Source organism: Corynebacterium sp. HMSC074H12 (assembly GCF_001813755.1).
GTDB lineage: Bacteria > Actinomycetota > Actinomycetes > Mycobacteriales > Mycobacteriaceae > Corynebacterium > Corynebacterium hiratae.
Genome location: NZ_KV813927.1, coordinates 12,894 through 36,024 on the forward strand (window position 1 = coordinate 12,894; position 23,131 = coordinate 36,024).

General features: G+C 60.7%; 21 protein-coding genes and 1 pseudogene. 14 read left to right on the forward strand and 8 right to left on the reverse strand.

All coding sequences use genetic code 11. The features are described from left to right. Nucleotides 1–38: 38 nt before the first annotated feature. The 9 genes from HMPREF2932_RS07920 (at nucleotide 39) to HMPREF2932_RS07960 (ending at nucleotide 11,226) form a co-directional block, all read left to right on the forward strand. Nucleotides 39–926, forward strand: a complete 888-nt coding sequence (locus tag HMPREF2932_RS07920) for a cytochrome bc1 complex diheme cytochrome c subunit (RefSeq protein ID WP_029159009.1) — start codon at nucleotides 39–41, stop codon at nucleotides 924–926. Continuing rightward, entirely contained in the window at nucleotides 923–2,143 is a 1,221-nt protein-coding gene (locus tag HMPREF2932_RS07925) for a cytochrome bc1 complex Rieske iron-sulfur subunit (protein ID WP_070682147.1), read from the forward strand. Before HMPREF2932_RS07920 ends, HMPREF2932_RS07925 begins: the two co-directional genes overlap by 4 nt. Continuing rightward, nucleotides 2,143–3,765, forward strand: a complete 1,623-nt coding sequence (locus HMPREF2932_RS07930) for a cytochrome bc1 complex cytochrome b subunit (RefSeq protein WP_046647943.1) — start codon at nucleotides 2,143–2,145, stop codon at nucleotides 3,763–3,765. The genes HMPREF2932_RS07925 and HMPREF2932_RS07930 overlap by 1 nt, the downstream gene beginning before the upstream one ends. A 1,470-nt stretch (nucleotides 3,766–5,235) precedes the next feature. After that, nucleotides 5,236–5,871 (forward strand): C40 family peptidase, encoded by a 636-nt coding sequence (locus HMPREF2932_RS07935; protein ID WP_046648126.1) that lies wholly within the window; start codon nucleotides 5,236–5,238, stop codon nucleotides 5,869–5,871. Between the two features lie 158 nt (nucleotides 5,872–6,029). Continuing rightward, nucleotides 6,030–7,100, forward strand: a complete 1,071-nt coding sequence (locus tag HMPREF2932_RS07940) for a C40 family peptidase (protein ID WP_071406680.1) — start codon at nucleotides 6,030–6,032, stop codon at nucleotides 7,098–7,100. Nucleotides 7,101–7,103: 3 nt separating this feature from the next. Then, nucleotides 7,104–8,267, forward strand: a complete 1,164-nt coding sequence (locus HMPREF2932_RS07945; protein ID WP_070515781.1) for a glycosyltransferase family 4 protein — start codon at nucleotides 7,104–7,106, stop codon at nucleotides 8,265–8,267. Continuing rightward, entirely contained in the window at nucleotides 8,260–9,216 is a 957-nt protein-coding gene (locus tag HMPREF2932_RS07950) for an ROK family protein (protein ID WP_070546882.1), read from the forward strand. Before HMPREF2932_RS07945 ends, HMPREF2932_RS07950 begins: the two co-directional genes overlap by 8 nt. A 66-nt stretch (nucleotides 9,217–9,282) precedes the next feature. Next, nucleotides 9,283–10,029, forward strand: coding sequence for a lysophospholipid acyltransferase family protein (locus HMPREF2932_RS07955; RefSeq protein WP_049155220.1), 747 nt, complete (start codon nucleotides 9,283–9,285; stop codon nucleotides 10,027–10,029). Between the two features lie 3 nt (nucleotides 10,030–10,032). Beyond that, nucleotides 10,033–11,226 (forward strand): acyltransferase family protein, encoded by a 1,194-nt coding sequence (locus HMPREF2932_RS07960; protein WP_071409955.1) that lies wholly within the window; start codon nucleotides 10,033–10,035, stop codon nucleotides 11,224–11,226. 194 nt (nucleotides 11,227–11,420) lie between these two features. Here HMPREF2932_RS07960 and HMPREF2932_RS13855 read toward each other — a convergent pair. Beyond that, a pseudogene (locus HMPREF2932_RS13855) lies at nucleotides 11,421–12,227 on the reverse strand (glycosyltransferase family 87 protein); the annotation flags it as partial. A 148-nt stretch (nucleotides 12,228–12,375) separates the two neighbouring features. Here HMPREF2932_RS13855 and HMPREF2932_RS07970 point away from each other — a divergent pair. Both HMPREF2932_RS07970 and HMPREF2932_RS07975 read left to right on the forward strand, forming a co-directional pair. Next, complete coding sequence (locus HMPREF2932_RS07970; protein WP_070515775.1) at nucleotides 12,376–12,882, forward strand: polyadenylate-specific 3'-exoribonuclease AS; 507 nt, start codon at nucleotides 12,376–12,378, stop codon at nucleotides 12,880–12,882. Nucleotides 12,883–12,955: 73 nt separating this feature from the next. Beyond that, on the forward strand, nucleotides 12,956–14,344 hold the full coding sequence (locus HMPREF2932_RS07975) for a class II 3-deoxy-7-phosphoheptulonate synthase (RefSeq protein ID WP_070515772.1): 1,389 nt from the start codon (nucleotides 12,956–12,958) through the stop codon (nucleotides 14,342–14,344). A gap of 12 nt (nucleotides 14,345–14,356) precedes the next feature. On the opposite strand, the gene HMPREF2932_RS07980 is transcribed toward HMPREF2932_RS07975, so the two are convergent. Beyond that, entirely contained in the window at nucleotides 14,357–15,595 is a 1,239-nt protein-coding gene (locus tag HMPREF2932_RS07980) for a protein kinase domain-containing protein (protein ID WP_071409956.1), read from the reverse strand. 56 nt (nucleotides 15,596–15,651) lie between these two features. On the opposite strand from HMPREF2932_RS07980, the gene HMPREF2932_RS07985 reads away from it, so the two are divergent. Continuing rightward, nucleotides 15,652–16,044 (forward strand): Rv2175c family DNA-binding protein, encoded by a 393-nt coding sequence (locus tag HMPREF2932_RS07985; RefSeq protein WP_371326337.1) that lies wholly within the window; start codon nucleotides 15,652–15,654, stop codon nucleotides 16,042–16,044. Here HMPREF2932_RS07985 and HMPREF2932_RS07990 read toward each other — a convergent pair. The 3 genes from HMPREF2932_RS07990 to HMPREF2932_RS08000 are packed head-to-tail and all read right to left on the reverse strand — an operon-like array spanning nucleotide 16,013 to nucleotide 19,269. Then, a complete protein-coding gene (locus HMPREF2932_RS07990; protein WP_071409958.1) occupies nucleotides 16,013–17,560 on the reverse strand; it encodes an alpha-(1->6)-mannopyranosyltransferase A in 1,548 nt (515 codons plus the stop codon). The two genes, HMPREF2932_RS07985 and HMPREF2932_RS07990, sit on opposite strands and share 32 nt — an antisense overlap. Nucleotide 17,561: 1 nt before the next feature. Beyond that, on the reverse strand, nucleotides 17,562–18,653 hold the full coding sequence (locus tag HMPREF2932_RS07995) for a polyprenyl synthetase family protein (protein ID WP_071409959.1): 1,092 nt from the start codon (nucleotides 18,651–18,653) through the stop codon (nucleotides 17,562–17,564). A gap of 43 nt (nucleotides 18,654–18,696) precedes the next feature. Then, on the reverse strand, nucleotides 18,697–19,269 hold the full coding sequence (locus HMPREF2932_RS08000) for a GNAT family N-acetyltransferase (protein ID WP_046647957.1): 573 nt from the start codon (nucleotides 19,267–19,269) through the stop codon (nucleotides 18,697–18,699). Between the two features lie 268 nt (nucleotides 19,270–19,537). Between HMPREF2932_RS08000 and HMPREF2932_RS08005 the strand changes: the two genes are divergently transcribed. Together HMPREF2932_RS08005 and HMPREF2932_RS08010 are read left to right on the forward strand one after the other, a co-directional pair. Then, nucleotides 19,538–19,981 (forward strand): SAV_6107 family HEPN domain-containing protein, encoded by a 444-nt coding sequence (locus HMPREF2932_RS08005; RefSeq protein ID WP_046647958.1) that lies wholly within the window; start codon nucleotides 19,538–19,540, stop codon nucleotides 19,979–19,981. Between the two features lie 154 nt (nucleotides 19,982–20,135). Beyond that, nucleotides 20,136–20,543, forward strand: coding sequence for a DUF3040 domain-containing protein (locus HMPREF2932_RS08010; RefSeq protein WP_071409960.1), 408 nt, complete (start codon nucleotides 20,136–20,138; stop codon nucleotides 20,541–20,543). A 30-nt stretch (nucleotides 20,544–20,573) separates the two neighbouring features. Here the strand turns inward: HMPREF2932_RS08010 and HMPREF2932_RS08015 are convergent, their stop codons facing one another. Genes HMPREF2932_RS08015 through HMPREF2932_RS08025 form a run of 3 tightly spaced genes read right to left on the reverse strand, consistent with a single transcriptional unit; the run spans nucleotide 20,574 to nucleotide 23,027 of the window. Next, nucleotides 20,574–21,158, reverse strand: a complete 585-nt coding sequence (locus tag HMPREF2932_RS08015) for a TetR/AcrR family transcriptional regulator (protein ID WP_070754212.1) — start codon at nucleotides 21,156–21,158, stop codon at nucleotides 20,574–20,576. A 46-nt stretch (nucleotides 21,159–21,204) separates the two neighbouring features. Beyond that, nucleotides 21,205–21,882 carry an ABC transporter ATP-binding protein gene (locus tag HMPREF2932_RS08020; RefSeq protein WP_049155242.1) on the reverse strand — a complete coding sequence of 226 codons (678 nt, stop codon included), beginning with the start codon at nucleotides 21,880–21,882 and terminating at the stop codon, nucleotides 21,205–21,207. Then, a complete protein-coding gene (locus HMPREF2932_RS08025) occupies nucleotides 21,879–23,027 on the reverse strand; it encodes an ABC transporter permease (RefSeq protein WP_049155243.1) in 1,149 nt (382 codons plus the stop codon). The genes HMPREF2932_RS08020 and HMPREF2932_RS08025 overlap by 4 nt, the downstream gene beginning before the upstream one ends. Between the last annotated feature and the right edge of the window lie 104 nt (nucleotides 23,028–23,131).

Below are 23,131 nucleotides of genomic sequence, written 5' to 3' on the forward strand. Positions count from 1 at the left end.
CAGTCATTCATCTCCATGTACGAGTTATCTAAAGGAAAATGATGGATAACATCCAGCAGCCCGCCGCAGTGGAAGACACCACTGCCGCGGCTAAGAAGACCCGCCGTCGCCGCAAGGCGAAGCGCACGCTTGCTGGCGTCTTTGCACTGAGCATCGGGCTTACCGGCGCAGGAGTCTTGGCTTCCGCTCTGACCCCTGATGCGCAGGTGGCCACCGCCGCAAAGGATGACCAGGCACTCGTTCAAGAGGGCAAGGACATCTACGAAGTCGCGTGTATCACCTGCCACGGTGCGAACCTGCAGGGTATCCAGGACCGTGGTCCTTCCCTCGTTGGTATCGGTGCCGGCTCTGTGTACTTCCAGGTGCACTCCGGTCGTATGCCGATGATGTCGAACGACGCACAGGCTGAGCGCAAGACCCCGCGTTACACCGAGCAGCAGACCCTGGCGCTGGCTGCCTATGTTGCTGCCAACGGTGGCGGCGCTGACATCGTCTACGACGAGGATGGCTCCGTAGCGCAGGAGTCCTTGCGCGGCGCCAACTACAACGGCCAGATTCAGGCCGAGGACGTCGCCAAGGGCTCCGAGCTCTTCCGCATGAACTGCGCGTCCTGCCACAACTTCACCGGTAGGGGAGGCGCCCTTTCCTCCGGTAAGTTCGCTCCGCCGCTAGACCCGGCTAACGAGCAGGAGATCTACCAGGCGATGCTGACCGGCCCGCAGAACATGCCGAAGTTCTCCGACCGTCAGCTGACCGCAGATGAGAAGAAGGACATCATCGCCTACCTCAAGTCTGCGAAGGAAACCCCGTCTCCGGCTGGTTGGTCGCTCGGCGGCCTCGGCCCGGTGGCTGAGGGCCTGGCAATGTGGATCATCGGCATCAGCCTTCTGTGCGTTGCCGCTATGTGGATTGGATCTCGCTCATGAGCAACGTAAAGAAGAATTACTCTCGCAAAGAGCTCGATGCTATGAGCAACGACGAGCTCGCAGCCCTCGGTACCGAGCTGGACGATGTCACCGTTGCGTTCCGCAAGGAGCGCTTCCCGGTAGAGGGCGATCCCGCCGAGAAGCGTGCCGCTGCAAACGTCACCTTCTGGCTCATCATCTCCGTCCTGATGGGCATTGCCTTCCTGGCCGTCTACCTCTTCTGGCCGTGGGAGTACAAGATGCTGGGCGAGGACGGCATGTGGTGGCACACCCTCTACACGCCGTTGCTGGGCCTGACCTCTGGTCTGTGCATCTTGGGCTTGGGCTTTGCCATCGTTCAGTACGTCAAGAAGATCCTCCCCGAGGAGATCTCGGTTCAGCGCCGCCACGACGGTCCTTCCGATGAAGTCGACCGCCGCACGCTGACCGCACTGCTGAATGACTCGTGGAACACCTCGACCCTGGGTCGCCGTTCCACCATCAAGGGACTGCTTGGTGGTGCCAGCGTTCTGTTCGGCTTGACCGTGATTGCTCCGCTGGGTGGTGCCATCAACAACCCGTGGAAGAAGCGCCACGAGTTGAACTACATGGGTGACGGCACCCTGTGGACCTCCGGTTGGACCCTGCATGAGAAGGGCGTCAAGCTCTACCTCGCTCGCGATACCGGTACTATCGCCGAAATGCACGAAGGCGAGTCCGGCTCGCACTACAGCACCCGTGGCGTCACCCGCCTGGTGCGTGTGCGTCCGGAGGATCTGGCTGCAGGCGGTATGGAGACTGTCTTCCCGCTGGCTGCGGAGGATGTCAACGACGGTGCAGAGTACTCCGAGGACAAGGACGTCTACGAGAACCACATGCACTCGATCCACGGTAACCGCAACGCTGTGATGCTCATCCGCCTGCGCAACGATGATGCCAAGAAGGCTATCGAGCGCAAGGGTCAGGAAGACTTCCACTACGGCGATTACTACGCCTACTCCAAGATCTGTACCCACATTGGTTGCCCGACCTCGCTGTACGAGGCTCAGACCAACCGCATTCTCTGCCCGTGCCACCAGTCGCAGTTCGACGCGTTGCACTACGGTAAGCCGGTCTTCGGTCCGGCAGCCCGTGCACTGCCGCAGCTGCCGATTGACGTGGACGATGAGGGTTACCTCATTGCTAAGGGCAACTTCATTGAGCCCGTCGGACCTGCATTCTGGGAGCGTAAGTCATAATGAGTAACAAACTTGCACAGATGGGTAACAACATGGACGAGCGGTACTCCGCTGCCGGCGTCCTGCGTACCCAGCTCAACAAAGTCTTTCCCACTCACTGGTCCTTCATGCTCGGTGAGATGGCACTGTACAGCTTCATCATCCTGTTGCTGACCGGTATCTACCTCGCGCTGTTCTTCGACCCTTCAATTACGAAGGTCATCTACGACGGGGGATACACCCCGCTGAACGGCGTGGAGATGTCTCGCGCGTATGCAACGGCACTCGATATCTCCTTTGAGGTCCGCGGCGGCCTGTTTGTGCGCCAGATGCACCACTGGGCAGCACTCATGTTCATGATGTCCATGATTGCCCACATGCTGCGCATTTTCTTCACCGGCGCATTCCGTCGCCCGCGTGAGGCTAACTGGATTATCGGTTGCGCGCTTATCCTTCTGGGCATGGTCGAGGGCTTCCTCGGCTACTCCCTTCCGGATGACCTGCTCTCCGGTGTTGGTCTGCGAATTATGTCCGCCATCATCCTGGGTCTGCCGATCATCGGCACCTGGCTGCACTGGGCCATCTTCGGTGGCGACTTCCCGTCCGACCTCATGCTGGACCGTTTCTACATCCTGCACGTGCTGGTTATCCCGGGCATCATCCTGGGCCTTATCGCAGCACACCTCATCATGGTGTGGTTCCAGAAGCACACCCAGTTCCCTGGACCGGGTCGCGCTGAGAACAACGTCGTGGGTGTCCGTATTATGCCGGTCTTCGCCACCAAGGCAATCGGCATGGGCATGATGGTTGCCGGTGTCCTGGCGCTCATCTCCGGTCTGATGACGATTAACGCTATCTGGAACCTTGGCCCGTACAACCCGTCCCAGGTTTCCGCTGGTTCCCAGCCGGATATCTACATGCTGTGGACTGACGGTGTTGCTCGTGTCATGCCGGCATGGGAGCTCTACATCGGCAACTACACCATTCCGTCTGCGTTCTGGGTTGCACTGCTCTGTGGCCTGATGGTCGTTCTGCTCTTCGCCTACCCCTTCATTGAGAAGAAGCTGACGGGCGACGACGCTCACCACAACCTCCTGCAGCGCCCGCGTGACGTTCCGGTTCGCTCCGCTATCGGTGCAGCTGCCATCGTCTTCTTCCTGCTGGTTACGCTGTCTGGTGGTAATGACCACGTGGCACACTTCTTCCAGATCTCGCTGAATGCGATGACCTGGGTTGGCCGTATCGGTCTGATTGTCCTGCCGCCGATTGCATACTTCATGACCTACCGCATCTGCGTTGGTCTGCAGCGCTCCGACCGTGAGGTGCTTGAGCACGGTATCGAGACCGGTGTCATTAAGCAGCTGCCGAACGGTGCCTTCATCGAGGTTCACCAGCCGCTTGGTCCGGTGGACGAGCACGGCCACCCGGTTCCGCTCGAGTACGCCGGCGCTCCGGTTCCGAAGCAGCTCAACCAGCTTGGTCTGGCCGACTCCGAGACACAGGGCATCTTCTCTTCCGATGACTCCGCTATCGTCTCCCGAGTCAATGAAATTCGCCACGAGAACCACGCTGAGGAGGCGGAGATGTTCCGTCAGCTCAACGAGGCTAACCGCCGCGAAGACGAGGAGAATGGCCGCATCTAGCGCCATCACTCGCTGAAACACGCTCACAGAGCCCGTTCCTTTCTCCATCACACAGGAGAATAGGAACGGGCTTTTGCGTTCTCATTTCCTTTTGTCGCGGGGCTTCGAACCGGGCCCTTGGAGCCGGCCTGGTTCATTTGTTCATTTCGGAAGCTGAGCTAAGTCAGGAGGGCGTACTTGCACAAGGCATCTGACAAAAGGCATTTTTGGGTCTGAAGACGCCATCTGCCATGAGTAAATGGCGTTTTTAGCCGTCAAAACGCCTTATGACTGATGCCTTTTGCCAGACGCCTTTTGTCAGATGCCTCAGGCGTGTCAATAAAGGCTCCCAGACGTTGGGCGTTGGAGGAGCTCAAAGAAGGTAATCCGTTTCGCGAAGAGATGTGCAGTGCACTACGGAAAGGTCGTCGTGAACCGACCTGGGTCATGGGTGGGTGAGTAAACCTTGACGTCACTCTTTGCAGTATTGCCTGGTGTTGTTCGGCGGTGGGGCGGGATTTCTTCGGACTAAATTGGCCTAACTCAGGTTAGAGCTGTCTTGGTTGAAGAAGCATTAGACCCCGCCGCGAGTACGCTAGGTGAGCGCGAAGGGCGTCCCAGGGGAGTTCGTTAGATACAGCGTTCTTTCATGCCTAGGCCTCTAGAGCGTGTGCTTTAGAGTAGTTGTAAGGCCGTCTACGTACCCGCTGTCAGAGGAGCGGTCTGCGGGCGCCGAGCTGGGTGGGAGAGCGGGCTCGTAAGTTTGCGTTGCTTGCTCGTCAAGGTGTTAACCCGTAGTTAACCTCTTCTTAGTTTGTCTGATTTCCAGGAATCGAGGTGCGATACGGCGATGCGGAGTTCTCTCATTTGCTCGGGAGAGTGACGCGGTTGACATAAAACCGCAGGAGAGAACCACTTTGTTGCATGGTTTCAGGAGAGGGTAGTGGGTCAAATGGGGTCGATGTGACGGCGAGTTACACGAGTGTGATGAAGGTTACATCGTATACTTTTGGACGCTCTTTGGGGCTTTAGGTCGGTGTTAAGGTCTAGCGGTGTGAAGTGAAAACCCCTCTGGGTTATTGCAGGTGAGGGCAAGTATCTGCCTGTCGTGCTTGTGTAATGAACTGGGGTCGTTGGGCGCCGTGTCGTTTAGGTTTCCATTTGATAACGGGACGGTAACGAAGCCGGTTTTACGTTTCTGACTCGACATCGCTCGTGATGATTTCGTAACCTATTCGAGACATTGAGTTACCGCCACGGTGTACACATCACCGGTGCTCAATACGAACTGAAGATTTAAGCGCCGCGTCTGGCCCCTCCTAAACATCCGGGGGCCGAGCGGAGATGGCCCTACAGGAACGGGTCATCGTCGAACGCTAGGCCCGCCCTTGGGTCAGAGCTTTTGTTCGCGTCATGTGGAGAGTAGTCATATGGATTGCCTTCTCCTAGTGAGCGAAAGTAGGCGCGCAGGAAGATTTGGAGTTTAAATTCGTGGCTAAGCACCGTCGTCAGGGCAACCTGAACACCCGTCGCATCGCATCCACTGCTGCTGTTGCTGCTACCGCAGCTGTTACCGTCCCTGCCGCTGCTAATGCGGCTGAGGTTGTCGTCCCGGAGACCGATATCCGCTTCGAGGTTGCTGGTCTGGAGAACGTCCCGAATATCAAGCAGCTGCCGAACATTGACCGTTACATCCCGGCCTTCAAGGCTGATCAGGGCGCGGGTTACGCCGCTGCTGTGGAGGCTCCGGTAGCTGAGGCTCCGGCGCCGGCACCGGTTCAGTCCGTGGGCGAGAAGGTTCTCGAGGCTGCTCGCTCCGCCGTCGGTTCCCCGTACGTCTATGGTGCCAACGGCCCGAGCGCTTTTGACTGCTCTGGTCTGACCTCGTGGGCTTACCGCCAGGCTGGCGTGTCCATTCCGCGCACCTCCCAGGCGCAGGCTTCTGCGGGTACCCCGGTGTCCCTCGATGCCCTGCAGCCGGGCGACATCATCGTCTACTACTCCGGTGCATCCCACGTTGGTATCTACACCGGCCACGGCACCATCATTGACGCGCTGAACTCCGGCACCCCGGTCGGCGAGCGCTCCCTGAACTACATGCCGATTCACTCCGCTGTTCGCTTCTAAGCGAACCTGGCGGTTTGGCTAACCCCTTCCGCTGCTCTTGCCATGTTGATGGCGAGGGTGGGGAAGGGGTTCGGCTATTCTAGAAGCCGTTATGCTTTTCCTTGACTGAGGGTATAATTCAGTCATCTATTAACCTTCTCTTAGTTTCGGGGGTATTCATGTCGCGTCGTGGCATTGCGTGTGCCGTCGCTGCAATCGTTGTGGGTGCGGCTCCGGTGGTCGTCCTGTCGCCATCTGCAGTGGCTCAAGAGTTCCTCCAGGAGCAACCGCACGAAGCGGCAGGGGAGCAGGCACCCGAGGATCTGAGCGATCTCATTGAGCGCATGGCGGACGTCGCCCAGCGCGTTTCTGCCAAGGGTGAGGAAGTCAAAGGGCTTGAGGATGAGCTCGCAGAATCGGAGAAGGAGATCAGCGAGCTGGAACGCAAGGCTAAGGAAGCGCAGCGCAGTTCCGAAGATGCTTCCGTGGTTGTCGCTGAGCAACAGCAGCGGATCGATTCCCTGGCGCAGTCGCGCTACCGCCGAAGCGCGGCAACGCCAGTGTCGGCAGCCCTTGATGCCAACGACGTAGCTAGCGCGGTCGAGCGCATGGGGTACCTGGGGGCTTTGACGAAGGCTGCCAAGCGTGAAGAGGAAGCCATGGTGGCTGCCGCCGCCGCAGCCGACGAGGCGCATCAGCAGGCAGTCGATGCTACTGAGGAAGCGCGCCTCAAGCGCGACGAGCTGCAGGCACAGCGCGATGCGGTTCTCAAGGAGCAGGCTGACCTGGAAGAGCAGCAGAAGGAGCTCGAAACCAAGGTTGATGGCTTGAGCCCTGAGGCGCGCCAGGCATGGGTTGAGCACTTTGGCGGCTCTGCCGACCTTGACTTAGCTGCGTTGGCCGATGGTTCGGGATCCGCCGCTGTCCAAGCAGCACTCACCCGCATTGGTGCCCCGTATGGCTGGGGAGCAACGGGCCCTGATGTGTTCGATTGTTCCGGCCTGATGGTGTGGAGCTATCAGCAGATGGGGAAGAGTATCCCGCGCACCTCGCAGGCGCAGATTGCCGGCGGCACCCCAGTACCGATCGATGAACTACAGCCCGGAGACATTGTGGGCTATTACGCCGGCATTACCCACGTGGGAATGTATATCGGCGACGGTCAGGTGGTTCACGCCTCCACCTATGGCGTTCCCGTGGCAGTGGTGCCGCTTCATTCCATGCCCGTTCAAGGCGCCGTCCGCTACTAGGCCATGGCGCGCACACTCCTAGTAACGAATGATTTCCCGCCCACCATCGGCGGGATTCAGTCTTATCTTCGAGATTTTCTGGCAACCCTCAACCCGGAGGACGTCGTCGTCTTCGCCTCGACCCAAGATGGTGACGCCGCTGCCGAGTATGACGCGACGCTGCCGTATACCGTGGTTCGCTGGCCACGCACCATCATGCTTCCGACACCAGCCACCGCGCGCCGGATGCAGAGTCTGATTCGTGAATACGATATCGAGACCGTGTGGTTTGGGGCGGCAGCCCCGCTTGCCCTTATGGCGCCGGAGGCCCGGGCGGCGGGCGCTCGCCGGATCGTTGCCACGACGCACGGTCACGAGGTGGGCTGGTCCATGCTTCCCATAGCCCGGCAGGCCCTGCGTCGCATTGGTCAGCATGCCGATGTCATCACGTATATCTCGGACTACACGCGTACCAGGTTGGAACCCGCGTTTGGTACCCATGCGCGCTGGGTGCACTTGCCTTCTGCGGTTAATCTGGAAGACTTCACTCCGGCCACGGAGGGAGAAAAGCAGAGCGCGCGGGAGCGCTTTGGACTCGGCCCAGGGCCCGTCATCGTGTGCATCTCCCGCTTGGTTCCCCGCAAAGGCCAGGACCAGCTCTTGCGGGCGATGCCGGCGGTACGGGCACGCTTCCCGGACGCCCAGGTACTCATCATCGGTCGCGGACGCTATGAGCAGACACTGCGCGAGCTAGCGCGTCTGTACTGCCCCGACGCGGTGTTGCAGGAGGCGCGGGACACCGAAGAATTGCAGTTGGCGCTTCATGCTGCCGATGTGTTTGCCATGCCGGCGCGCACGCGGGGTGGGGGACTCGACGTCGAGGGCCTCGGCATCGTTTACCTAGAAGCACAAGCGGCGGGGTTGCCGGTCATTGCGGGTGACTCCGGTGGTGCACCGGAAACAGTAACGTCCGAGACCGGCATCGTCGTGCGCGGCTCCTCAGTTCTGGAACTTGAGCAGGCCTTGTGCACGTTGCTTGGCGACGTCCCCGGGGCCCGCCGCATGGGGGCGGCAGGGCGCCGTCACGTGGAGGAGCACTGGACGTGGGAAATCATGGGCGCACGATTGCGTGAGGTTCTGGAATGTGATCGTGGGCAGGCCGGGGTATATCCTACTAGTCATGCTTGAACACACTTCCTCCGCTGACGGTGGCCACAGCGGCCTCACCATCGGGTTCGATATTGGTGGAACCAACTTGCGGGCCGCGGTGATTAATCCCGCCGGAGAGATTGTGGATTCGACAAGCGTCCCCACGGCCAGGGAAGCGCAGACACTCGAAGATGACATCGTGCGCTGCGTAGACAACTTGGCAGCATCCCATGACATCGAGGCCGTGGGCCTTGCCCTCGCGGGCTTTTTGGATCCCGAGTGTGAAGTTGTCCGCTTCGCCCCGCATTTGCCGTGGCGTAACGCCCCAGTACGCGAGATCCTCAGCAGGCGTTTGGACGTGCCGGTCCGCCTTGAGCATGACGCCAATTCAGCCGCGTGGGGCGAATGGCGCTTTGGCGCTGGGCGCGGTGCGAAAGAATGGGTTTTCTTTGCTGTGGGAACGGGCATTGGCGCCACGCTTTTTACTGAGGGAAAAATCTACCGTGGAGCTTTCGGCACCGCCCCGGAGTTCGGGCACCTTGTTGTGTCGCCAGGCGGGCGCCTCTGCCCCTGCGGCAAGCGCGGGTGCTTAGAGCGCTACGCTTCCGGAACCGCTTTGCCGGACACCTGCGCAGAGCTGCGCGGCGAGTATGACACCACCTTGTCGGAGAATCCCTCCGGCGAGGAGATCACCGCAGCAGCTAGGCAGGGCGATCCGCTGGGGATAGCTGTCATGGAGAACTTCGGTCAGTGGCTCGGGCAAGGGTTGTCCATGGTGGCAGATGTGCTCGACCCAGAGCTCATCGTGATTGGCGGCGGGGTGTCCAAGGACGCGGATTTGTACCTGGATCGGGCGCGGGATGCCATGGCTCGGCAGATCGTCGGAGCCGGTCACAGGCCTTTGGCCCGAGTGGCAACCGCGAAGTTGGGTTCGGCGGCAGGTATGATCGGAGTCGCTGATCTCGCCCGCCAGGAGCACCGAGGTTAACACCGCACATTTTTCTTTCACCGAGCAGCACTGCTTGCTCGGCACACACAGATAGGACTATAAGCGATGCGAAACAAGTGGTACTGGGCCTTTAAGCACATCTTTTTCGGCCCGGCCCTTCGAGTGTGGAACCGCCCATGGTCCGAAGGCATGGATCGCATCCCGGAGTCTGGTCCGGCAATCTTGGCATCCTCCCATCAAGCGGTGATGGACTCCTTCTACTTCCCGCTGTTGTGCCCGCGGCAGATCACCTTCTTGGCAAAGAGTGAGTACTTCACCACCCCCGGTTTCGTTGGCCGCCTGCAAAAGTGGTTCTTTAGCTCCGTGGGGCAGGTGCCGATTGATCGCGTCAACAAGGACGCCGGTGACGCGATGCTGGTGAGCGCACAAAAAATTATGGGCCGCGGGGATCTCTTCGGTATTTACCCGGAGGGGACTCGTTCGCCCGATGGGCGCATCTACAAGGGGCGCACCGGTATGGCCCGCATCGCGCTAACCACCGGTGAGACAGTAATACCGATCGCCATGCTCAACACCCGTAAGGCTAATCCAATCGGTTCGTGGGTTCCGCGTCCGGTGCGTGTCGGCATGCGCGTTGGCGAACCCATCGACCCCCACGCATGGGCCGCTGAGCGCAACCTTGATCCGCAGGATCACGCCACCGTGCGTGCTTTCACGGACTACGTGATGAAGCAGTTGTCTGAGCTGTCCGGTGAGCCGTACGTCGACGTCTATGCCTCCGACGTGAAGGCGTCCCTGCAAGCTGGGCACGGCTACCCGGAAGGGGCCGAGCCCAGTTCGGAGGCGCGGTAGTCAGTGACTTCCTCCCCGTCTCAACGCTTAGCGTGGCCTGATGTAGCAAAAGGGATTTCCATCCTGGGCGTCGTGCTGTTGCACATCACGCTTACGGTTCCAGAATCGAAGGGCACGTGGTTGGCCGCTTTCAACGTGTGGCTCGACCCACTGCGCCTGCCCCTGTTCTTTTTGGTGAGCGGGTTCTTCGCGCAAAAGGTTTTTCGCTTTAGCTTCGCAGAACTCTTTACTCGCCGCCTGTGGTACTTCCTTGTTCCTTATGTGGTGTGGATGCTGGTTGAACAGCAGACCAAGCGCGTGGAGTACCACTGGGTATTCGGGGATCCCGTGTTCGATTTCAGCCAGATGACGGCCAGCCTGCTCGTGGGCCATTCCATGGCGTGGTTTCTGCATTCGCTGATTCTGTTCAATATCTTCCTCTGGTGCGTGCGCAAGCTGCCCGGGTGGGCGGCGCTAGCGCTGAGTTTTAGCCCTATTCTGTTCATCGCATGGCAGGCGCAGTTCACCTCGATCGCGAAGGCCATCATGTTCCTTCCCGTCTTCGTTGCCGCTGCTTATTTCCGGGATGCAATCTCCGCCTTCGCTTCCGCTATCGAGGCCCCCTTCAAAGGCGAGTGGGATTACCGGAGCTTTTGGGCGTATTCCGGCATGGTTGGGGCCTACGCCATCGGGTTCTTTATCCGCCGCGCGTGGGATAGCTACGCTGGGGCCGTCGAGGTTACGTGGTTGTTGCCAGGCACGGAGGCGCTGGTGAGAGATGACGTCCATATTCTCGTGCGCATGGTAGAGCAGTTCTTCGAGGTTCCGGTGGGAATTGCGGTGGCGGTGGCCGTGTCCTATATACCGGTCTTATCCACCGGACTGCGGTTTATCGGTTCGCACACGCTGCCCATCTACCTCGGTCACCCGATTGGACTTACCGTCCTTTATGGCTACCCCATGGCGCTCAACCCGCGCGAGGTAAGCTTGGCTGGTCAGTGGCCGTTGGAAAATACCTGGTTCTGGCTCAGCATGTGCTTTGTTTATTGCGCGATTGCGTCGTTGGTCCTGTGGGTCTTGGGCAAGGTGCCCGTTGTGGGCTGGACGCTGAAGCCGCCGCCGATCGGTGCGAGTAGGAGAACCACGGAACCGCCCTCGGCAGGCTTGAGCTTGAGCCAGAAACTCACTGCGACAAGGAGCACCACGACAAAGAAATAGTCGTTACCTAGAGCCTGCTGCCACCAGGACCACTCCAGTTCCAGCTGCTCGCCGTGGGGGACAAGCCAGTGGCCGCGGGCTAGCAGCACGAACCACGTGAGGCCTGCGAGGAACCAGTAGCGGCGCGCGGTGAGGTAGACCGCGGCTAGGCACAGCCACGTGAAATGGTGGGACCACGAGACCGGGGAGCACAGCAGCGCCGCCGTGGAGGCCAGTAACACGAGTTCTATCTCTGAGGATGTGTGCTCCATGACCCACCACAAGACTGCGACGATGAGAGCGCAGCCAATCAACCACAGGCCCGATGCTTCCTCGGGACTAACACGGCTGAGCAAGCCTCGGAGGGATTGGTTGCTGGAATAGGACAGCGTGCCGATTCGGGAGGAGTCCCGGAGGATGTCAGTCCAGTACGCCGCAGAGCTTGCAGGGGAGGCGAGGTAGCCCACCACACCGCAGGCGATGAAGGCACCTATCGCCGTGGCGAGGGCACGCCAGTCGCGGCGAACGAAAAAGACCGCGAGGAAGACCGCCGGGGTGAGCTTGATCGCCATAGCAACGCCGGTCAGCACACCTCGCCACGAGGAGCGTGGTCTGAGCAGCAGGCAGTCGACAACGACGGCCGCGGTCAGCAGGAGATTCACTTGGCCGAAGCTGAAATTCTCGGTAATCGGTTCGGTGAGTGCGCAGGCGAGCAGCGCCCACGTGGCCCACCAGTCGGGGCGGTCAACTTCGCAGCACCGCGAGATAACGGCGTAGAGACATACCCAGAGCGCACCGAGTGACGCCGCAGTAAGAAGGAGAGACAGCGGCCACAGCGGCATCCACGACACCAAGGCAAAGAGCGCTGCAGCAAAAGGCGGGTAAGTAAAAGGCAGCGACACGCCGTTGCCGAGAACGTAGCTTTGCGCGTAGAGATTCTCCCCGCGGAGCAGGGCCTGCCCTCCCTCTCGGTAGACATCGAGGTCAACATGGTAAAACGGCACAATTCCGCCGCTGTTCATCGACGCCGCAAGATGGATAGTCCACGGCACCGTTGCCAGCCCCACCAGAAGGAGTGGAAGGAGGAGCGAGGAGAGAGCTTTCTTCACGCAGCTGAGTATAGGCCCCCAGTGGCACGGCTCCTCTAGGCAGCAGACTAGGATACGGGGCGTGCGCTACTTCTACGACACCGAGTTTATCGAGGACGGATCGACCATCGAGCTGGTCTCCATCGGCATTGTCGGAGAAGACGGCAGCGAGTATTACGCGGTATCCACCGATTTCGATCCGGGCAAGGCCAATGCGTGGGTGCGCGACAATGTACTGGATAAACTCCCGAGCCCGGCGGATCCCGTCTGGAAATCGCGCGAGACCATCCGCGAAGATCTCCTGAAATTCTTGGGCCGCCACTCCACCCCCATCGAACTGTGGGCCTGGGTCGGGGCTTATGACCACGTGGTGCTCGCCCAGCTGTGGGGAGACATGGCGAGCCTGCCCAAGGGGCTCCCGCGCTACACCCGGGAACTCAAGCAGTACTGGGAGTTTGCGGGCCGCCCCAAGCTGCCTCCCGTGCCCAACGGGAACCACGACGCGTTGGTCGACGCCCGCCATAACCTGGCCAAGTTTCGCATCTGTGAGCAGCACTTGCCGCTGACTCGGGGCAACCGCGTGAGCTGATCGTGAATTAATACCGTGACCTAAAAGTCCATTAACTAACGCGCGACAGGCCCGAGATGGTTAAATACTGGGTGTGAGTTGGACAGTAGATATTCCCAAAGAAGTGCTTCCTGATCTGCCGCCGCTGCCGGAGGGGATCAATGAGAAGTTCCAGGACGCCATTTCCCGCGAGGCGAAGCAGCAGCCCAGCTGGGATCAGCTGCAGGCTGATAACGTGCGAAAGATCCTGGAATCCGTCCCGCCTATCGTCGTGGCTCCAGAAATTGAGGAACTCAAGCGCAAGCTTGCCGACGTCGCCTTAGGCAACGCCTTCCTCCTCCAAGGAGGTGACTGCGCTGAGACTTTCGAGTCCAACACTGAGCCTCACATCCGCGGCAATATCAAGACCCTGCTGCAGATGGCGGTTGTCCTGACGTATGGCGCGTCCACCCCGGTGGTGAAGTTGGGTCGTATTGCTGGCCAGTACGCCAAGCCGCGTTCTGCCGATCTGGATGCCAACGGCCTGTACAACTACCGCGGTGACATCGTCAATGGAGTGGAGGCCAACGAGGAGTCCCGCCGCCACGATCCCGCCCGCATGATTCGCGCCTACGCGAACTCCTCGGCGGCTATGAACCTGGTCCGCGCGCTGACGCATTCCGGAACCGCGGACCTTTACCGCCTCCACGAGTGGAACCGCGAATTCGTGGCCAACTCTCCGGCGGGTGCGCGCTACCAGGCCTTGGCTGATGAGATTGAAAACGGCCTGGCCTTCATGAACGCCTGTGGGGTGTCGGATGAGACCCTGCGTTCGGCGGAGATTTACTGCTCCCACGAGGCCTTGCTGAAGGATTACGAGCGTTCCATGCTGCGCTTGGGTACGGACTCTAACGGCGAGACCAAGCTTTATGACCTGTCCGCGCACCAGCTGTGGATTGGTGAGCGTACCCGTGGTCTCGACGACTTCCACGTGGCGTTTGCTTCCATCATCGGCAACCCCGTGGGCATCAAGCTTGGCCCCGGCGTGACGCCGGAGCAGGCAGTGGAGTACGCGGAGAAGCTTGACCCGAACCGTGAGCCGGGTCGTCTCACCATGATCGCGCGCATGGGCCACGATAAGGTGCGCTCCGTGCTGCCCCCGATCATCAAGGCAGTGGAGGACTCCGGCCACAAGGTGGTGTGGCAGTCCGATCCGATGCACGGAAACACCTTCACGGCGTCGAACGGTTACAAGACCCGCCACTTCGACAAGATCGTTGACGAGGTTCAGGGCTTCTTCGAGGTACACCGCGAGCTGGGCACCCACCCGGGCGGCGTGCACCTGGAGTTCACCGGCGAGGACGTCACCGAGTGCCTCGGCGGCGCTGAGGACATCACGGACGTGGACCTGCCGGGTCGCTACGAGTCTGCCGTGGACCCGCGCCTGAACACCCAGCAATCGCTGGAGCTGTCCTTCCTCATCGCAGAAATGCTGCGCAACTAGAAGTTGCGCAGGCTAATACGGTCTCCAGAGAATCGGCCAGGTGCCGTATTCTCCGGATCCAAACCACCAGGCGGCCACGGCGACAGCCAAGGTGGCGAGGCCGACGAGGACGAGGAACCCGATGAGCCCGACCGCGCTGCGGTTGCTCAACGGACGTTCCTCCGGCTCCTCTTCGGACCCGGCCGCATATGGTTCTGGCACGGCGGGGGAGGGCGCCGGGGTGTCTACCGGTGCGGCAGGCAGGGGGAAAGCGTCCTCGCGGGTTTCCGCCCGTGTTTCACGCGTGGGGGAATCGGGCGAGGGGATCGCAGAGGTCGCTTCGAAGACACGCGTATTGTCCGTTCCCGAAAAGTCCGTAGGTACTGCAGCGGTACGTGCGGCGGCCGAGTTTCGCGGGACGGGGACCGTGAACTGTGGCAGTTGCAGCTCCCGGGAAACGTCATCCAAAGCATCCAGGAATTCACCCGCGTCTGCAAAGCGTTCGGCTGGGTTACGTGCGGTGGCGGTGGCCACGAGGGCGTCGAAAAGCATCGGCACCCCCTCAATGCGTGAAGATGGTGCCACCACATCCGCGTGCACGCGCGCGGTGGCGTGCGCAAGCGGGGTATCACCGTGGAAGGGGACTGTGCCCGTCAGCAACTCGAACAGGACGATTCCGGCCGAGTAGACATCGGAAGCCGGCGTGATATCCGCGCCAGTGACTTGCTCGGGGGAGAGGTAGCTGACGGTGCCGACGATCTGGCCGGAGCTATCATGCTCCGCCTTTGCGGAGCGCACCAAGCCGAAGTCACCCACCTTGACTCGGTGGTTATCGGTGATGAGAACGTTATCCGGCTTGATATCGCGGTGCACGAGGCCGGCGTGGTGGACTTCGGTGAGCCCGGCCAAGACCGAGTGCATCACGCCGGCCGCAGCGTGCGGCGGCATGGGTCCGCGTTCCGCAAGGAGCTCGCGCAACGTGCCGCCGGTGATGAGCTCCATGATGAGATAGATGGGCAAACCATCCGCGGAAAAGTCATGCACGGCGACGAGATTGGGGTGGCTCAGCTGCGCCATCGCGCGGGCCTCGCGCTTAAAGCGGGTGACGAAGACGGGGTCGTCGTGATAGCGCTCATCCATCACCTTGGCAGCTACTGCGCGGCCCAAACGCATGTCCACGCAGCGATACACTGTGGACATGCCGCCGCGAGCGATCGGCTGATCAATGCGGTAGCGTCCTTCAAGAATGTCGCCCACGTTCAGCCTTGTCATGGGTTCCAGTATGGTCGATCCTCTCCTCAAAGTGTGATCCCGCTACAGTTGTGTCTGTGACTAATTCTGCGAACCCTGAAGAGAATTCCCATCCCGAGCTGGCAGAGCTTCTTGCCGGTGAGGAGCTGCTGACGCTTAAAGAGGTAGCTGAAAAACTCGATCTGCCCATTACTCGCGTCTTCGATCTGCTCAATGCACGCAAGTTCATCGCGTGGCGGGACGCCGAAGGCCAGCGCCTCGTCCCGGAAGCGTTTTTCAATGCCAAGGGCGTCATTTCCAAGCACGTGTCCGGCGTCATCACTGTTCTTTCGGACAACGGCTGGGGTGACAACGAGATCCTGGCGCATCTTTTTACCGAGGACGAGTCCCTACCGGGCCGCCCCATCGACGCGCTGCACGGCCACCTCGCGCGGGAGGTTATTCGGCGCGCGCAGGCTTCGGCGTTTTAGGCGCTGTCGTCGCACCTGCCGCATTCGGTTCAGCGGCGGTGCGTGGAACACCGTCGAAAATCCATTGTGTGGCCAACCATGCCACGACCACCATCGCAATCACCCAGAACCAGTTGTAGAGCTGGTGATTGCCGTCGCCGGCGAAGGCTACACCAATAAAGAGAGCTGCGCCGGTGGTGAGCTTGATGAGCGGTAGTGGTGGGCGGAAGGTTCCCATGAGCGTGAGTACTGAGGCGTAGTACCACGGCAGCGTCACAGAGTTGAAGACGAACGCCACCTGGTAGGCCGCGGCCGTGGCGGCAATGGCGCGGCGCACGCCCGTGCGTCCCCACCACCACACAAGGACAAGGCCCAGGAGCATCAGAAGCATCGCGGCCGAGCGCAGCACGGTGAGCACGCCGTTATAGGTGGTGTCGGGGGAGAAGACCTGGATGAGCGGCACGAGTATGTCAGCGAGCAGGGTGGGGCCGGCCAAGGGGTTGATGACCTTAGAATTGCCACTGATCTGCGACAGCCAACCCCACGAGCTTCCCGACGCCCACGTGATCGCCGCCACCGCCAACGCGACCTCCGCCACGGCGATAACGCCGGATAGTAGAAAGAACCCGACGCGCTTGAGCGGCTTCGTTCCCTTCGGCGCCCAATGGTGCAGCATGAGCCACACGATAAACGGCGCGGCGAAGACGGCGGTGGCCTTGAGGGACACTGCCACGCCAACGAGTATGAGGCTGAGGTGGAACTTGTGGTGCACAGCAGCGAGAAGGCCCAGCGATACCAGCCCCACCATGACTGATTCGTTGTGCATGCCGCCGATGAGGTGCAAAATCATCACCGGATTCGCCACTCCCAACCAGAGTGCTAGGGCGGGATCGCCGCCAATGCTTCGGGCTAGGCGTGGAATTGACCAGGCGATGGCTGCAAAACCAAGGACGGAAATTGCCTTGTAGACGATGATGCCCGCAGCAACGTTATCGCCCACCAGGTGGGTTACCCCGTTGCCCATCCACAGGTGTAGCGGCCCATAGGGCGTAGTGGTGTTGCGCCAGTCGTGAGAGACCTCAAGCAGAAAAGGACCGGGGTTAACGGCTGCGCCCTCGACGTAGGGATCGAAACCATCGCGCACCATCGCGCCTTGCATCAGGTAGGAGTACACGTCCCGGGAAGCCAGCGGTGCGGCGCACAGCAGCGGGGTGACCCAGCAGATCAACATCCGGCGGATGTCTGCCAATGCGCCGTCTGGTTGCGGGTTCTTGAGCTGTGGGGCGATGAAGTGGCGGCCCGCCAACACCCATGCGGCGACGAGGCCAAACAGGCCAACCCAGTAGAGGACCATGCCAATGTTGCGGCCGTGGCCATAGGCAAGGAAGCTGATGTTAAGCGCCTCAAGAAAACCTCCGCGATTCCGGGTCGCGCCGCCGGAGAAGGAGGCGAGCGCCAGGACGATCGCGGAGACGATGCCTAGTGGCAGGGGATGAGGAATGCGCAGGGGCACGCGCGTGGATGCGGAGCGAGCCATGCTACATCCGGCGGGCCGTGGACTTGTGAGCAAGTTCTTCCAAGACCGCCGTGACCTCGGGGTCAACCTGTGCGTTGTGCAGATGGTCGAGGCCGGAACGCGTGAGATCGCTGATGCGCTGCTCGACGACGTCCGGCGCACCGGAATCAGCAATGATCTGCGCCATGCGGGCAATGTCTGCGGGGTCCTCCGTCTGCCCGATGAGGCGGCGAAGCTCAGCGGCGGCTGCGGGCTCGGTGGCGTCCGCGCGCTGCAGGGCCAGGGACAACAGAACCGTGCGCTTGCCTTCGCGCAGATCGTCTCCGGCGGGCTTGCCGGTGATAGCCGGGTCACCGAAGACGCCGAGCAAATCATCGCGCAGCTGGAAGGCGACGCCGATGTCCTGGCCGTAACCGCGGAAGGCAGCAACGAGTTTTTCGGGTGCGCCCGCTATAACGGCGCCCAGATGGAGGGGGCGCTCGATGGTGTACGCGGCAGTCTTGAACCGGTTCACCGAGTCCGCCAACGTGGCGTCCTCGGAGCCGGCGGCTTCCAGAGAGATGTCCAGAATCTGGCCGCCGATGACTTCGCGGCGCATTGCCCGCCATGGTGCGCGGGCGCGCGCCAGCGCCTCGGGGCTCAAGCCGGAATCTTGAAGCATGTCTTCCGCCCAGACCAGGGCCATGTCACCGATGAGGATGGCCAGCGATTGCCCGAAGAAATCAGCGTCGCCGCTGAGCCCGAGCTCGCGGTGGCGAGCAGCAACGCCGCGATGGACAGTGGGGTTGCCGCGCCGGGTATCGGAAGCATCCACGATGTCGTCGTGGATAAGTGCACAGGCCTGAATGAACTCCAAGGACGAGGCAGCGCGGAGCATTGCCTGCGGGGACTCAGTGCCGTCGAGCCCGTGCGCACCGACAAAACCTGCCCACGCGTAGAGGGGGCGAATGCGCTTGCCGCCGTCCAGGACGAAGGAATCCAAATAGGAGATCGCGTCGGCCACCGGAGAGCCGATGGCCGCGATGGCGTCGCGCTGACTGTCCAAGAAAAGCTTAAGCTCCTCGCGCACGGCTGCGGGGATGTCGTTCAAGGAAGGTATCTGCGGTGTAGTCACGCCTGCTACTTTACCTGGGTAGCTATGCCGGATTGCCGCCAGGTTAAGCGGTGTCGGCTGGTGTCAGCGGCACCGTCGATTGCAGGATGGCGAAGGGGCGCGCATCGGCGGGGTAGTAGAGCTGGCGAAGGAAATCACTAAACCCCATTTTGCGGTAGAGGCCGAAGGCGGAGTTTGCCTCGTTGGGAACTTCCGGAGTGGAAAGCAGGATGTAGCGCGCGGGTAGATTCCACGCTAAGGCTTCGAGCAGTGCGCGCCCTAAGCCGCGACCCTGTTCTCCAGGCAGCACGTGAATCTCCGCCAGCTCGAAATAGTTGTGGAGAATGTCTTCTTGTTCCGGGGTTGGTCCGCCACTGGCGGTGAGCGCTCGGCGAAGCTGTTTGTCCCACCACGTGTCCGGAGAGCCAAGGAAGCCGTAGGCAAAGCCTGCAATGCCGTAGTCGGTGGTGGCCACGACGCAGGAAAACCCTGGGCGTATGAGATCTGCGCGCCACCGCGAGATGGAGACGTCGCGCACTGACTGGCTGTAGCCCATTGCCGCGATGTAGATATCCACCAAGCGCGGGACAGCAATGGCGAACTCTTGGGGGCTTAGGCGGCGCAGCGTGTAACTCACATCTCTAATAACAGCAGATTCTTCAGGCATGTGAAAGCGCACAGAGAAACTACCTTCTGCACATCCAACCGCCGAGGAGACGGAGTACGTGTTCGAAAAGAGAAGAAATATCGCCCATCCCTATTGTTTAAATCGAACACATGAACTAAAATCAGAGGTGGATGTACGAAGGTGGTTTTACGGTGAGTCTCATCAGCGAACAGCAGCAGAAAGTCAACGGCACAGTCTTCATTGACAAGCTCAGGAAGCAGCCCAAGGAGGAGGGGTCATGGCACAGGTAATTTCAGCAACGGCAGCGGCTCGGGGCCGGAACAGGGAGGCGATGCAGCGCGTGCGCCGTGACCGCTTCCTCGGTCAAGCGTTGGATCTGTTGGTGGACGCGCGCCGTAGCGCTGCGGAGGGGCGGTTCGAGGACGCTCTTGAAATGGCGTACCGCGCCTCGCTTCGTGCTGCGGGCGCGCGTGTGGCGGCGTCTGCGGTGTCGCGCCGTCGGCGCTTGCCTACCTCTGCATGGGAGCAGGTAGCTCTTATCGGTCCGGCGGATGCTCAATGGGCCGCAGAATTCACAGACTATTCCCGCGTGCGCTCGCGCGTGGCCTCCGGAATGGATCCGGTGCCCGCTGCGGATACGGTCTACCAGTACTTGGCGCTTGCTACACGTTACGTGGACGCGACCGAATCTGAGCTGGGCTTCGGTGGGCTGGCCGCCTAGTGAGGGCGTGATTGCTCCGGTAGCAGGGGTGCAGGGATGCCCAAAAACTATGGACTGTCTTTGTGGGAACTATCTCGCTATCCTTGACGTTATAGAGGTAGTAAACATAGTTCCCAGTTCCACTACCTAAACCCAAATCATTACGGAGGACGCTGTGGCCCTTTCTGAGCACGAACAGCAAGCGCTGCGTGAAATTGAACAATCGTTGCTGGCCAACGATCCTGATTTTGGCGCGTCTGTGTCCGGTGAAACTTCTTTCGGCGGCAACTCGGGTGCCATCACCCTCCGTGGGGTGGCCTTAATCGTTGTCGGTCTGTGCATGATGGTGGGCGGAATCGCGTTGGCCCAGCAGTCCCTGTGGTTCGTTATCCTCTCCGTACTTGGCTTTTTGGTCATGTTTGGATCCGGTGTGTGGATGCTGCGCGGAAATTCGGAAGATTTTCTGGTTGCCGCCGGCGCACCAGCATCCGCTAAGCGGCGCAACAAGCAGTCCAAGAAGGCTGGCAGTGACGTTGGAAACCGCCTTGAAGATAACTTCCGCCGCCGTTTCGAAGGAAACTAAGCGCTAGAAACCCACCAGTAGCCCTTCGCTCTATTGTGAGTCGGAGGGCTGTGGCACGATGACATTGGCCATGGCGTACAGGGTTTGCGTTATGCCCGGGAGCTGCTCGGGCGAGCGGTCTGCCAATTCTGATGCGCGAACGATGGCGGCGTTGAGCAGCGAGATATCCGCTTTGGAAACACCAGGGCAGAACTCGTTAACGATCGATGCAAAGCCACCATGTGACTGCTGTACTGCCTCATCCGCAAAAGCCTGGGGGAAGTGCTGCGCGGCGGTCATGAGGGGACCGTGCGTGCCATGGAGGAAAAGTTCGAGAGTGGCGTCCACGTAAGCATGGATGCGCTCCGTCGGCTCTGGAGGGGCCACCTGCATGGCAGCTTCGAGCTGTTCATTCCACGTTTGCGTGGCCTGGATAAGCAGCTGCACCAACAAATCGTGTTGGGATGAGACGTAGCGATAAACGCTGGGGCGGGCAAGGCCTACTTCCGCAGCGACCTCCGCCAAGGTAGGGACTGCCCCGTGGTTGTTGACGATCAACCTTTCGGCAGCCTCGAGCACCGCGCGGTGCTGGACGGCGCGGTGCTCGGCTACTGTCGTTTCAGTGATCTTCGGCATGCGCTAAGTCTACGTTAAGCTGCGCATTCTTTTTCCATTCTGGTGCCTACTTGGCGGACGGGGTCAAGCGGCCATCGACCATTTCATAGACCTTGTCGCAGTGACCAAGAACGTCGTAGTCGTGGGTGACCATGACACCCGCGACGTTGAAATCGTGGCATTCTTTGGCTAGCAGCGCCACGATCTCTTGGGACCGTGCGCGATCGAGGGCAGCAGTGGGTTCGTCGACGAGCAGCACCTGTGGATCGCCCACAAGTGCGCGCGCGATACCGACGCGCTGGCGCTCACCGCCGGAAAGACTGCCGGGCCGGTGCTTCGCGCGATGCGCCATGCCGACCTTCTCCAGCAGTTGGGCGCTGGAGTAGCGCCCAGTCTTGCCGATGACCTTGCTGGCCAATTCGATCTGCTCCTCCGCCGTCAGTGCAGACGGGAGATTGCCAGAGGACTGGAAGACGAAGCCGATGTGGTTGCGGCGGATCTGCGCCAGTTCGGAGTCGCCCAGCGGCACGATGTCCTCGCCCGCGACGAGGACTTGGCCGGAATCGGGCGTAGTCAAGGCGCCTGCGACCGCGAGCAGTGTGGACTTTCCGGAGCCGGAGGGGCCAACCACGGCTACGAACTCGCCTGCCTCGACGGTGAGATCGACGGAATTCAGTGCCTTAACGTGTGAATCGCCGTCGCTGTAGCTGACGGTGACGTCTTTCAGTTCCAAAGCGTGGCTCATCGGTTTTCTCCTAGGGCTGCGAGGGGGTTGGTTCGGGTAACGCGGACGACGGCAATGAAGGCGCCGAGCAGTCCGGCGACGAAGAGAATGAGACCGCCATTGATGACAGCGCTGAATTCGGTGGCGTAGGGCATAGCCGTTTTCTCTAGGAGGCTGCCCAGGCCAACGGCGATGAGTGCGCCGGCGAGGATTGATACGAGGAGGATGACCACCGCTTGGCCGAGGCTATCGCGCAGCAGGAAGCTCTTGGTGGCGCCCATTGCGCGAAGGGTGGCGATATTGCCGGCGCGCTGGATGGTCCACACGAGGAAGAAGGCGCCGGTAACGAGCGCGGCAATGACATAGAGGAACCAGGTGATCATGGAAAGGGTCATCATTTCGGCGGTGTAGCCGGGGGAGGAATCAAAGCTCTCCTTGAGAGTTCGAACGTCGAGGCCGGAGCGCTCGGTGAGAGCATCGGTATCGGGCTTATCCGCTGTGCGAGCGACGATGACGGATGCTTCCTCGTAGGCTTCGGGGTTGACGGCTTCGCCGTGGCGCCCGCCGGCGTGAACCTCCTGCCAGATATCTAGCGGCAGGTAGGCCACGTCGACGTGGCCGAAGGTTCGCTGGTTGTCGGTGAAGCCGATGACGTCGAGGGGGATGTCCAAGCGGTCGAGGGTGATGGTGTCGCCCACCTCGATCCCCTCGTCCTGCAGGGTGGAGGACAGGATGATGTCGTGTTTCGTGTTGCTTGGCTTGCCGTCTGCCCGGGCGGTGTCGATTGGGGGCAAGCCTGCCGGTGCGATGAAGGAGTCAGGTTCTACTCCGAAGAGTGTGAGGTCCACCGCCGTGCCGTCCTGGTTGTGGGCGTTAGCAATGGTCAGGCCCAAGGGGGTGGCTTGGTTCACGCCCTCTAGTTGAGAGAAGGACTCGGCATCGGAGGCATCGACAACCGAGCGGGTGAATGCAGAGTCTTTCTGCGTGCCATCGGCGAAAGCGATGACGTCGCTCTCCATCGCCTTGAGGCCGGAAACGCCGTCGTTGACCAAGCCTGCGGTGAGGCCGGAGATGATAACGACGAGCATGGACATGAGTGCGAGGACGACGCCCATGAGGAGGAATCGGGTACGCGCGAAGAGCATCTCGCGCCAAGCTAGATACATGAAGGAACTTCCTAGTGTGTGGGGTGAAGTGAGTTGGCGTGTCACCCTGCGTGCCGCAAGATGACAACATGATGTTTCTATCATGGCGACGCAATGTTTCTAAA